At 38.0% G+C, this 13332-nt stretch carries 6 protein-coding genes; 5 read left to right on the top strand and 1 reads right to left on the bottom strand.

The features are described 5' to 3' along the window. Positions 1–52: 52 nt before the first annotated feature. Positions 53–1264, top strand: coding sequence for an RsmB/NOP family class I SAM-dependent RNA methyltransferase (locus ACJJVW_RS14495; RefSeq protein WP_298324947.1), 1212 nt, complete (start codon positions 53–55; stop codon positions 1262–1264). A 127-nt stretch (positions 1265–1391) separates the two neighbouring features. Here the strand turns inward: ACJJVW_RS14495 and ACJJVW_RS14490 are convergent, their stop codons facing one another. After that, complete coding sequence (locus tag ACJJVW_RS14490) at positions 1392–4388, bottom strand: GEVED domain-containing protein (RefSeq protein WP_405252789.1); 2997 nt, start codon at positions 4386–4388, stop codon at positions 1392–1394. Positions 4389–4544: 156 nt separating this feature from the next. On the opposite strand from ACJJVW_RS14490, the gene purL reads away from it, so the two are divergent. From purL to ACJJVW_RS14470, 4 genes are all read left to right on the top strand, one after another. Beyond that, the gene (purL, locus tag ACJJVW_RS14485) at positions 4545–8282 is read left to right on the top strand and encodes a phosphoribosylformylglycinamidine synthase (protein ID WP_405252787.1); all 3738 of its coding nucleotides are present in this window, start codon (positions 4545–4547) and stop codon (positions 8280–8282) included. Positions 8283–8485: 203 nt separating this feature from the next. Beyond that, positions 8486–10873, top strand: a complete 2388-nt coding sequence (locus tag ACJJVW_RS14480) for a M14 family zinc carboxypeptidase (RefSeq protein WP_405252785.1) — start codon at positions 8486–8488, stop codon at positions 10871–10873. Positions 10874–11003: 130 nt separating this feature from the next. After that, positions 11004–12773, top strand: coding sequence for an AMP-dependent synthetase/ligase (locus ACJJVW_RS14475; RefSeq protein WP_405252783.1), 1770 nt, complete (start codon positions 11004–11006; stop codon positions 12771–12773). Between the two features lie 72 nt (positions 12774–12845). Continuing rightward, on the top strand, positions 12846–13280 hold the full coding sequence (locus ACJJVW_RS14470; RefSeq protein WP_405252781.1) for a methyltransferase family protein: 435 nt from the start codon (positions 12846–12848) through the stop codon (positions 13278–13280). The last annotated feature ends 52 nt before the right edge of the window (positions 13281–13332 follow it).

Below are 13332 nucleotides of genomic sequence, written 5' to 3'. Positions count from 1 at the left end.
AAATAGCACTATTACCTAAAGAACCAATACCTTTACACCCTCAAAATAAAGTATGAAATTACACAGAAATTTAGTCTTTGCCGCAGTTGATGCACTAGGGATGATATTTAATGACGGAGAACAAGCTGATAAGGTTTTAAGAAAGGTTCTCAAATTTGACAAAAGATGGGGATCCCGTGATCGCGGTTTCATTGCAGAGACAGTTTACGATATCGTGCGCTGGCAACGATTATACTCAGAAATTGCAGAAGTAAAAGCACCATATAGTAGACCTAATTTATTTAGGTTATTTGCTGTTTGGGCTACATTAAGAGGTATTGAAGTTCCAGACTGGAAACAAATGGAACCTATACCTACGCGTAGAATAAAAGGACGTTTTGACGAACTTTCAAAAATCAGAAAGTACAAGGAGTCTATTCCGGACTGGATGGATGAGATGGGAGAGAAAGCACTTGGTAAAAAATGGGCTTTAGAACTTGCAGCTTTAAATACACAAGCACAAGTTGTACTTAGAGCAAATACGCTAAAAACTACTCCAAAAGATTTAAGAAATACCCTTGCAGATCAAGATATAGATACTCGATTATTAGATGGGTATCCAGATGCCGTAGAGCTTGTAGAGCGTAAGAATGTATTTACCACAGAAGCTTTCAAGAACGGTTTCTTTGAAGTGCAAGATGCCTCATCTCAAAAAGTGGCACGTATGCTTGATGTAAAACCAGGAATGCGCGTAGTAGATACTTGCGCAGGTGCTGGAGGAAAAACACTACACCTAGCAGCCTTGATGGAAAACAAAGGGCAGATTATCGCCATGGATATCTATGAAGGTAAACTTAAGGAACTTAAAAGAAGATCTAAGCGTGCTGGAGCGCATAATATTGAGACTAGAGAAATCACCTCAACAAAGATTTTTAAGAAACTATATAATACGGCAGACCGCGTATTGATCGATGCGCCATGTACAGGCCTAGGAACTATTAAACGTAATCCTGATCTAAAATGGAAATTACAGCCAGAATTTATAGATAAGGTTGTACAAAGACAAGCAGAATTACTAGAAAGCTATAGTAAAATCGTTAAGGAAGATGGAAAAATGCTTTATGCTACTTGTTCTATCTTACCTAGAGAGAATCAAGAGCAAGTGCAGGCCTTCCTAGCCACAGAACAAGGTCAGAAGTTTCAACTTGATAAAGAAGAAACAGTAAGCCCTGCAAAAACTGGTTACGACGGATTTTACATGGCATTGCTTTCGCGAAAGCAATAAAAAACACCTCAACACTACTCTTATTTATCAAAGAAGAGTTCTGAGATTATACTTAATGAAAAAGCCTTATTATCGATTGATAATAAGGCTTTTTTTATGTGAATAAATCTAATCTAAGAATTAAAATCTACTGCACTATAATCTTCTTAGTTTTAGTAAATCTGCCCGTTTGATCATTTACTGTTACTATATATACTCCTGAAGAGAGGTTAGCTAAGTTCAATAATACTCTAAAACCATCATTACCTCTAGCTATTGCTTTATATGTTAATTGCTGCCCTAGAAGATTAGAAACACCTACATACACTTTACCATCATAATCTGTTGGCAATTGCACATCAAATTGATTCTCTCCTACTGATGTAATGACTAAGTCTGTAGTCCCTTCTAGGAAATCATCAATGTTTAATGTATCATCTATAGTAACCGTATAATCCTGCACTTCCCCAAAACGGAAATCTGAACAAGGATTATTAATATCACCGGGCTCTCCTCCATCGATGGCCTTTGCTCGTAATATATGACTTCCCAAAGGTGCATCTAGTGGAATTATCAGATCAAAACTATCTAGCGTATTTGCTCCTGGGAAAGGAACGCCTTGAATCAATTGTTCTGACTCTTCAAAAATGAAATTATCATTAAAATCAATCCATACCGAGAGCACTTCGATACCTGCTCCTGCATCATAATTATGACGCGCTTGAAGTACGTATTCATTTTGACCAGCTACATTACTTAGTGTCGTCTCAAGATCTGTACGATCTGCATAACCTTGAGGCCCGTTTGAAGGCTCTGTATTACACCCATCACCACCATCATCTACATTGATGGTGTTTAATATAAATTGCTTAATTCCGTCTGCCTGGCATCCATTACCATTAGGCTCTGTCGCTCTAGGCATACAAGAGTTGACTACTTCTGTAGTTGCAATATCATTTGTAGGATCTTGATCACCCACGCTATTAGTTCTAGCTTCTAACTGATACGTAGTAAATGCTGAGATATCTGCTTGTCCTGTAAATGAGAATTCCTCAATCGCTCCAGGAGCGATGGCGCCAGTAAATGTTTCTACTACGGGAGTTCCTCCGTTTGTACTGTACTGTACTTCAAAATCTGACTGCGCTATGGCGCCAAAATTCTTTATACGTATAATCACTGTTTCTTGAGATAAACCTCCAGCCGACTCTGGAGCCGTGATACTTAATACTCCAAGATCATTTTCATATAAGTGCGTTACTGTTTTTACAGCATCATTATTTACTGGAGCTTGATCTGTTACGAGACTAGTCTCCGCAGCTATTACATAAGATTGTCCTTGTATGGACAAATCTGCTGTGGCTATAAATTCATAAGAGCTGTTAGAGTTTGGAGCAATTGGTCCTGCAATTACCTCATTTGCTATCACCACTCCATCCAGGGATAAAGAAATTGGAATAGCTACTTGTGGGTCTGTTCCAAAGTTCCTTACGGTAACTTGAACCGTTTCTGTACTTGTTAGGATTCCATCTACTGGTGAGTCGATAGCAATTACACCTACGTCACTAGTAAATCCATCAGATAACCTAAAAGAAGCTATTTGCGTATCCCAAAAATTGGTTGCCGAGAAATATTCTGCCGTATGCCAAAAAGAAAAGTCATTTGGATCCATTGTTAAATGTGAGTAATCTCCAAAACGATTAGTAAAAGTTTGTATTCCAGAACCTTGTATAATGATAGCTTCACCCAGTGTCATCTCACCAGCAGTATCACCATCAAAACGCCCTGTATAACTGATTCCGATAAAATCACTAGCGCTTCCTATATTAAAGGCTAGTCCTATGTTCCCTTGAGCATCCATTGCACCACTTCCCATAAAACGACTTTTTCCATCCTCAGGAGCATAAGTTCCTTGCTGGAAAACACTCCATGGTTCTGTATCACTGTTACGCAACTCTGTCCAGCGTATTCCTGATCTATCATTTCCGTCTACATCTACATTAAATGTGATAAGCCATGAATTATGATCTTCAAAACTTCTATAGTTTGCAGCATAAGAAATAACACCTCCTATCATATCTATTTTTCGAGAAGAACCAGGCTGTGCCAGATCTCCCTCTCCAAACTCTGCAAACACAGAATCAAATGGAGCAACAGGAATTTCTAAAGGCATTGATACTGTTGAACTACTAGGTTCGTCAAAATTTACATCTAGCTCCCATACTTTCAAGTGATCTTCTGTAATAGCTCCACCCCAGCCGTCGTCTTGTAAATAAACAATATAACCTGGAGCATCTTCAGGAAATGAGAATCCCGTAAGGTTTGCTGGCTCTGGACTAAAAACAGTTCCCGGATTACGGGTAATTCCTGGAAGATTAAAACCAACTAAAGTTGGGTTTTCTTCTCCAGCGAGCATTGCTGCTCTATCTAATGCATAGGTTGTATTTCCTTGATTTTTATTTGCCGTTAAGTAATATGCGTCTGGCCACACTGCATAATGTGGATAGTCTGGAAAGGCATCTAACTGAAATTGATATAAGAAGTAAGCACCTGTAGGGTCTGGAGTTTCTGAAACACCTATTACAAGAATATTATTTAAACTAGCAACATTAGAGGTTTGAAACTGACTAACAAAAAAGCGATCTGCTAGTTGGTCATACATAACAATCGGATCTCCTTCATTTTGCCCGTTTCCTAGAAAATTCCCTAATGCTGTAGGTCCTGCAAGTAGTGTTCCTTGCTTATCATATATATTAATGACACTATTTACTCCTTGTACGTAATGATTAGGCCCCACCGCTCCAGAAGGATCTGGTGGTGTAGCATTAGATTGTGAAGAGTTTCCTCCACCAAAGTTGGCTTCAGTCTCTAGCATCATAAATTGTCCAGTTGTAAACTGCGCAATAGGATCTGCACCCAGCGGTAACGCTTGATCATTAACCTTCTGATTTCCTCGTAGATTATTAGGAACAATAGTAATCTCTGAAACTCCTTGGGATCTATTTGCAGCAATCACTGGTATATCTCTTAAAGCTGCTGTTTTACCAATAAAATTTCCTTTACTAATTTCTGTAGGAGGTAATAACTCCTGCGCAGTTAGATAAGTAGAAAATGTAATTAGTAAAAGAATAAGTAGTTTGTTCTTCATAATCTAGGGTTTTCATTAAAGATAGTGTATTGCTAGTTATTTACAATAGTTAATAACTCATTATAAGAACAAGACAAAGAGATATTATCCTACCTATAATATCAATAAATATTGTAGTAAATTTACTTCCTTAAACAACGCAACAAAACCAATCGGATGATCCACTTCTTTGGAAACCCTCAAGGCACTGTTTACGCAGTACAAAGTACACAAGCATTTACACAAGATGATACCGCAAAGCTGGTATGGCTTTTCGGCAACTCTCATAAAATTGAAGCGTCTCATATTGACGCTTTTTTTATTGGACCACGAGCCGCTATGATTACTCCGTGGAGTACTAATGCTGTTGAGATTACCCAGAATATGGGAATTTCAAATATTATAAGGATAGAGGAGTTTCACGCTTTCGCGAAAGCGGACTCTTCATCACAACAAGTTAACACGAATCCTTTTCCATCTATAGAAGATGCTACAGGCGTGGTTACAGAAAACACTCCTGATTATGATCCTATGATCTCTCAAGAGTACGCAGCTTTAAATCAAGATATTTTTACGGTTAACGTTACTCCAGAACCTATTTTATCTATAGAAGACATTGCCGCATATAATGAGCAAGAAGGTTTATCGTTAAGCGATGAAGAGGTTGCTTACCTTGATGGTGTTGCTGCCAAAATAGGCAGACCACTTACAGACTCTGAGGTTTTTGGTTTTAGCCAAGTCAACTCGGAGCACTGTCGTCACAAAATCTTTAATGGAACTTTTGTTATAGATGGAGAAGAGATGCCTTCTTCCCTATTCAAATTAATAAAGGAAACCTCAAAAGCAACTCCAGGAACAATAGTTTCTGCATATAAAGATAATGTTGCTTTTATAGAAGGACCTAGAGTAACACAGTTTGCACCAGACACTGCAGATAAGCCAGATTTCTATACAGAAAAGGACTTTGACTCTGTTATTTCTTTAAAAGCAGAAACACACAACTTCCCAACTACCGTAGAGCCTTTTAACGGAGCTGCTACTGGTTCTGGGGGAGAAATACGTGATAGACTTGCTGGTGGTAAGGGATCACTTCCACTTGCTGGAACAGCTGTGTATATGACTCCTTATTCTAGACTTGAAGAAGAACGTCCTTGGGAGCATGGAATGGATGCTCGCAAATGGCTTTATCAAAACCCGATAGACCTTCTAATTAAAGCTTCAAATGGTGCTTCAGACTTTGGAAACAAATTTGGACAGCCTTTAATCGTAGGATCGGTTCTTACTTTTGAGCATCAAGAAGACGGTCAGCGTCTTGGGTATGACAAAGTAATTATGCAAGCTGGTGGTATTGGTTACGGTAAACGTGAGCAAGCACTTAAAGATACTCCACAAGAAGGTGACAAAATTGTGATCTTAGGAGGAGAGAATTATAGAATAGGAATGGGTGGTGCTGCAGTTTCAAGTGCAGATACTGGAGCTTTTGACTCTGGAATCGAGCTTAATGCGGTACAACGTTCTAACCCAGAAATGCAAAAACGTGCTGCAAATGCAGTACGTGGTATGGTTGAGAGTGATTTAAACCCAATCGTATCTATACACGATCACGGTGCTGGAGGGCATCTTAATTGTCTTTCTGAACTTGTAGAAGATACTGGAGGTCTTATCGATCTTGATAAATTACCTGTAGGTGACCCTACCCTATCTGCAAAGGAAATTATAGGAAACGAGTCGCAAGAACGTATGGGACTTGTGATAGGAGAGAAAGATATCGATATGCTACAACGCATTGCAGATCGTGAACGCTCACCTATGTATCAAGTAGGAGATGTTACAAATGATCACCGTTTTACTTTTAAAAGTAAAACGACAGGTTTGAGTCCTATGGACTTGCACCTAGACGATATGTTTGGGAGCTCTCCAAAAACTATAATGACAGACAAAACAGTTGTTCGTAATTATAAAAACCCAGAATATCAACTTGAGCATTTCCACGATTATCTAGAGCAAGTATTGCAACTAGAAGCTGTGGCTTGTAAAGACTGGCTTACTAACAAAGTAGATCGCTGTGTAGGTGGTCGTGTTGCAAAACAACAATGTGTCGGACCGTTACAAATACCACTTAACAATGTGGGTGTGATGGCACTTGATTATAAGAGTACAGAAGGGATTGCTACTTCTATAGGACATTCTCCAGTTTCTGGTCTTATTGATCCTGTAGCAGGAAGTAAAAACAGTATTGCAGAAGCACTTACAAACATAGTATGGGCACCTCTTAAAGATGGTTTACAGTCTGTAAGCCTTTCGGCAAACTGGATGTGGCCTTGTAAAAATGAAGGAGAAGATGCTAGACTTTATAAAGCTGTAGAGGCAATATCTGCAATGGCAATCAATCTTGGGATTAATGTTCCTACCGGTAAGGATAGTCTCTCAATGAAACAAAAATATCCAGATGGAGATGTAATTGCTCCTGGGACTGTCGTTATTTCGGCAGCTGGAAATTGTAATGACATAAATAAAGTAGTAGAGCCTGTTCTTCAAAAAGACGGTGGTGCTATTTATTACATTAATATGTCTGGAGATACTCATAAACTAGGAGGATCTAGTTTTGCACAAGTGTGTCACGCTATTGGTAATGAAGCGCCAAGTGTTGTGAGTGATAGCGCTTTCGCGAAAGCGTTTAACACCATACAACAACTTATTAAAGATGATAAAATTCAAGCTGGTCATGATATCGCTAGTGGCGGACTTATCACTACCCTACTTGAACTTTGTTTTGCAGATGTAAACTTAGGTGCAAACCTAGACCTGACTGCACTTGGAGAACAAGATCTTATCAAGTTACTTTTTTCTGAAAATGCAGGATTAGTTTTCCAAGCAGATGCATCTGTTGAAAAAACACTTACTGAAAACGGCGTTACTTTCTTTAAAATAGGAACGGTAACCACCACTGCAGAGCTTACAATCAAAAATAGTGGCGTAGAATTAGGTCTTAACATTGCATCGCTGCGCGATACTTGGTTTAAGACTTCTTATTTACTAGATAATAAACAAACGGCAAATGGTCTTGCAAAAGATCGTTTTGACAATTATAAAGTACAACCATTACAATATACGTTCCCTGTAAACTTTACAGGAAAAAAACCAGTATTAGACACTAGCAAAGCTAGACCTAAAGCTGCAATCTTACGTGAAAAAGGAAGTAACTCTGAGCGTGAGATGGCAAATGCGATGTACCTCGCAGGTTTTGATGTAAAGGATGTACATATGACAGATTTAATCTCTGGACGTGAAACACTAGAAGATATTCAGTTTCTTGGAGCTGTAGGAGGATTTTCTAACAGTGATGTATTAGGTTCTGCCAAAGGATGGGCTGGAGCCATAAAATATAATGAGAAAGCAAATAAAGCGATTAAAAACTTTTTTGCACGTGAAGACACACTCTCTGTTGGTATCTGTAATGGTGCCCAACTTTTCTTAGAACTTGATCTTATAAATCCAGATCACGAGAAATTAGCTAAATTAAAACACAATAATAGCCGCAAGCACGAGAGCAACTTTACTTCTGTAAAGATTGAAGAAAATAACAGTGTGATGCTATCTACGCTCGCTGGAACTACTTTAGGCGTATGGATTTCTCATGGTGAAGGTAGATTTGATTTACCTATGGGAGCAAGTGCTTATGATATCGTAGCGACCTATGGTTATGAAGGATATCCTGCAAATCCTAACGGATCAGACTTTAATACAGCGATGATTTGTGATACTACAGGTCGTCACCTTGCAACGATGCCGCATATCGAGCGATCTACATTCCCATGGAACTGGGCGCACTACCCTGCTGGAAGCAACGACGAGGTGACTCCTTGGGTTGAAGCCTTTGTAAACGCAAGAAATTGGGTTGAGAAAAACTCATAATATTATATACTTCTAATTACAGAATGCCTCACTTATCACTAAGTGAGGCATTTTTTTTATAAAATATTGTAATTGAGTTACATAATACTCTCAACGAGTATATAATTTGTAATACTATTTATATATTACCGACTAGGTAGGATAATTTGATTGCAGCTTGTTTTATCTTTAGTTGCACGTATTCAACCAAGTAAGACACTTTTATGCTCTTTAAAAAACTACTAATTATTGTTTGTATATTTTTCTGTTACGCTTTCGCGAAAGCGCAACAAGAGACGCCACAATATAAACGTGTAAAAGTATTTTTAAATCAAACAAAAACGCTTGCACTATTAAACCAAACTGGTGTTGCCGCAGACCACGGAATACATAAAGATGGGACTTTTATCATCTCAGACTTTTCATTACAAGAGCTAGAAAAAATTAGAAATGCAGGTTTTCAATTCGAAACAATTGAAGGAGATATACAGAAAACCTATAAAGAACAATCAACACGATCCACCATTGCCACTCGCAATGTAGCTTGTAGCTCTAGTGATGCTGTTGCTTATGAAACTCCTGCAAACTTTAATCTAGGATCTATGGGTGGCTACTTGACGTATCAAGAACTACTCGATGAACTTGATGACATGGCTGGACAATATCCAGACTTAATAACTGCGAGAGCTCCTATAAGTAACTTTCTTACGGAAGGCCTAACAGATGATGGTGTCACGCCGTCCATAGGAGGAAATCCTATTTACTGGTTAAAAATAAGCGACAATCCTAACAATGATGAAGCTGAGCCAGAAGTACTCTATACATCTATACATCACGCTAGGGAGCCTATGTCCCTCATACAGCTGGTGTACTATATGTGGTATTTACTTGAAAATTACGATACTAATGATGAGGTACGAGCCATTGTAAATAACACAGAACTCTATTTTATACCAGTTATAAACCCAGATGGTTACTTATATAATGAGCTAACAGATCCCGAGGGTGGCGGACTATGGCGTAAAAATAGAAAGAATGGACATGGAGTCGATAATAATCGCAACTATGACTACCATATTAATGGTAATCCTAACGATGGTAGTTGGGGCGGTCCTGGGTCTTCATCAAATACAAATAACGAGACTTATCATGGTTCGGGTCCATTTTCTGAAGTAGAGACGCAAGCAGTAAAATGGTTTGTTGAGCAGCATGATTTTGTGATTGCTCTTAATAATCATTCTTTTGGCGAGTTAGTATATTATCCTTTTGGCTATGCAGATGTGGACACTCCTGATGATGATTTGTTTCAAGGAATTGGAGGAGCACTTACCTCAATGAATGGTTACAACGCACTTAATGATTTTCCTTTTGCTGGAGACAGTGACGATTTCATGTATGGGACCGTGGGAACTCATGATAAAATTTTTGCTTTCACCCCAGAAATAGGAACCTCATTCTGGCCGCCTGCAAGTACAATAGTAAGTACTTCACAAAATATGATGTTCCTTAATATTACGGCTGCACAAATGGCAGGTAACTACGGCGTACTAGAAGAGACCTCACCTTCATTTATTGGGGAGTCTACTACTCTATCAACTTCTTTTGATGTAAAAAGGTTTTCTGTAGAAAGTACAGGAGACTTTACTATCACTTTTTCTCCCATATCTTCTAATATTATTGACCAGGGAGCGCCAGTTACATTATCAAATTTAACACCATTAGAAACTCAATCAGGAAGTATTGCTTATTCCCTATCTACAAACGTTGAAGTGGGCGACGCTATTGAATTTAATTTAATAATAGACAATGGTCTTTTTGAAAGAGAAGTTCGCATTAGTAAAATATACGGTAGTACAACACAGATATTTTATACAGATGGAAATTCGCTCACAGATTTTGAATCTACAAGCTGGGGAACCACGAGTGCAAGCTTTGTATCTCCTTCCTCTTCAATAACCGATTCGCCTTCTGGTAATTATAGTGACAATATTAATAGTACCATAGAACTCACACAGTTTTTAGATCTCACAGAAGCAACTACGGCTACGGTAAGCTACCATGCAAGATGGAACATAGAAGATACTTGGGATTATGTACAATTTGAGATTTCTAAAGATAACGGAGCCACCTGGGAGCCGCAGTGCGGTAATTACACAAGTACTGGTACAAATATTCAACCTCTAGGAGAACCTCTATACGACGGTGTTCAAGATGATTGGATACTAGAAGAAATTAATTTAAGTGATTATCTAGGAGAAACTATTAAGGCAAGGTTTAGTTTGCGCACAGATGGCGCGGTAACACGTGATGGTTTTTATGTTGACGACTTATCATTCTCTATAATCTCTGGTGAGCAATTACACGTAGATAGTGAACAATTTTCAAAAGCTTTTGAGATATTTCCAAACCCAGTTTCGAATCATCTCAATATACGCACATCACTAGCTTCATATACGACTAGTGTATATAATGTATTAGGTCAAGAAGTGATTACCTCCCTCCAACAAAGCGGAAACTCAACCGTAGACTACAGTGTTTTGCCTACGGGAATGTATTTTTTGAAGGTAGAAAACACAAAAACGAGCACTATTTTTAAAATTGTTAAAAAATAAGTTAAAACGCATCTTAAAGAAAATCAAAGGTATATCGCACTTTGATTAAAAATCCTTTCTCATTTTATGAATATCTCAATAAAAACCGTGCAATTTTTCCTATTTTGTAACACTATATAAAAAGCAATCTATGGAAATTACCAGACTTTTTGATTTTCCTTATTATCAATTGGAAAAATTTAATCTCTCAGACGCACTCAATACTAAGAAAAATGGTGTTTGGGTTGCTACGTCTACTCAAGAATATATCGATCAAGCAAATGCTATAAGTCGTGGTCTATTAAGATTAGGTGTTAAACCTAATGATAAAGTTGCCGTTATCTCTATGACTAATCGCACAGAGTGGAATATTTGCGATATAGGGATTTTACAATTAGGAGCTCAAAATGTACCTATTTATCCTACCATTTCTGAAGAAGACTACGCTTATGTACTTAATCACTCTGAGTCTAAGTATGTATTTGTATCATGTAATGAAGTACGTGATAAGGTAATGGCTATAAAAGATAAAGTACCTTCTCTTATTGAAGTATACTCTTTTGAAGAAATTAATGATTGTAAAAACTGGTCTGAGGTGCTAGAATTAGGAGCAGACACTTCTAATCAATCAGAAGTAGATGCGCTTAAGGCTGCAGTAACCACTAAGGATCTTGCTACGCTCATATATACATCTGGTACTACTGGACGTCCTAAAGGGGTAATGCTTTCTCATGAGAATATTGTGAGTAACGCACTTGCTAGTGCACACCGCCTTCCTCTTGCCGAAACAGGAATGAGAGCATTAAGCTTTTTACCAGTTTGTCATATTTATGAACGTATGTTGATGTATTTATATCAATATAAAGGTGTATCAATTTTCTTTGCAGAATCGCTGGAGACTATAAGTGATAACTTAAAAGAGGTGAAGCCTCAAGTTATGACTGCGGTGCCGCGTTTACTTGAAAAAGTATATGACAAGATTATTGCAAAAGGAGCTGCACTTACTGGAGTAAAGAAAAAATTATTTTTCTGGGCTGTAGATTTAGGTCTTAAATATGAACCATATGGTCAAAATGGCTGGTGGTATGAAAAACAGCTTGCACTTGCTCGCAAACTCATATTCTCGAAGTGGAAAGAGGGTTTAGGTGGTAATCTTGATCTTATAGCTTCTGGAAGTGCTGCATTACAACCACGACTTGCTAGAATATTTAACGCTGCAGAGATGGGCATCATGGAAGGTTACGGACTTACGGAGACTTCTCCTGTATGTTCTGTAAATGATATGCGCGATGGAGGATTTAGAATAGGCACTGTAGGTAAATTGTTGCCAGGTGTTGAAGTTAAAATCGCAGAAGATGGTGAGATCTTAGTAAAAGGACCTAATGTAATGATAGGTTACTACAAGGATCAAGAAAAAACAGAAGAGGTATTAAAGAATGGCTATTTCCATACTGGTGATATAGGTCACATAGATGAAGATGGTTTCTTAAAGATTACAGATCGTAAAAAAGAGATGTTCAAAACATCTGGAGGAAAATACGTCGCTCCTCAACTTCTAGAAAATAGATTTAAACAATCACGATTTATAGAACAAATCATGGTTATAGGAGAAGGCCAAAAAATGCCAGCTGCTTTAATCCAGCCTAACTTTGAATTTTTAGAAGAATGGGCAAAGATGAAAAACATAAGCTATTCTAACTTAGATGAGCTTCTTGCATCAGATCGTGTTCAAGATCGCTACCAGCAGGAAGTAAACGAGGCAAATGAGACATTTGCTAAGTGGGAGAAAATTAAAGCTTTCCGTCTTACGCATGACGCTTGGACAGTAGAAGGTGGACACCTCACTCCTACTATGAAACTTAAACGTAAGATTATTAGAGAGAACTATATTCATCTCTATAATGACATTTACGATTTATAACATTAAAAAAGGTTGCGCAATGCGCAACCTTTTTTGATTAGAGCAGTTTCTATCAAAAAACTCTATCCGTTTATGTCTCTATACTCACTAGCACTTGTAATATCTCAGTTTAGCTTAATCTTCCTCATCATATGGAACGCGAAGTCCGTACATTGGGATCTACCCTCTTTAAGTGTACAATTACTAGGCATATTTATAGCTCTTTGGGGCATTTACAATATCCGAATAGGAAATTTCAATATTCAGCCAGAGGTAAAGTCCAAGGTTCTTGTAACTAAGGGAATTTTTAACATTTTAAGAAACCCCATGTACACGGGAATCCTATTAGTTTTTGTGCCTGTGGTTATAAGAGGTGACCATCCGTTTCTCTGGATTTGCTATGTATTATTATTTATCGTCCTTATTCTCAAGATATATAAGGAAGAAGCTTTCTTGGAGGAAAAATTTGGTCAGTCTTATTCAGTATACAAGGCTCGCACATGGAGAATATTGCCATACATATTCTAATATGACAAGTGGTTTGAGAATGATTTTGTGGGTTATTTACGCTTTCGCGAAA

It is taken from the genome of Dokdonia sp. Asnod3-C12 (genome assembly GCF_045063975.1).
In the GTDB taxonomy this organism is placed as follows: domain Bacteria; phylum Bacteroidota; class Bacteroidia; order Flavobacteriales; family Flavobacteriaceae; genus Dokdonia.
The sequence above is the reverse complement of the archived record's forward strand: the minus strand, read 5'-3'. Positions and strand labels throughout refer to the sequence as shown.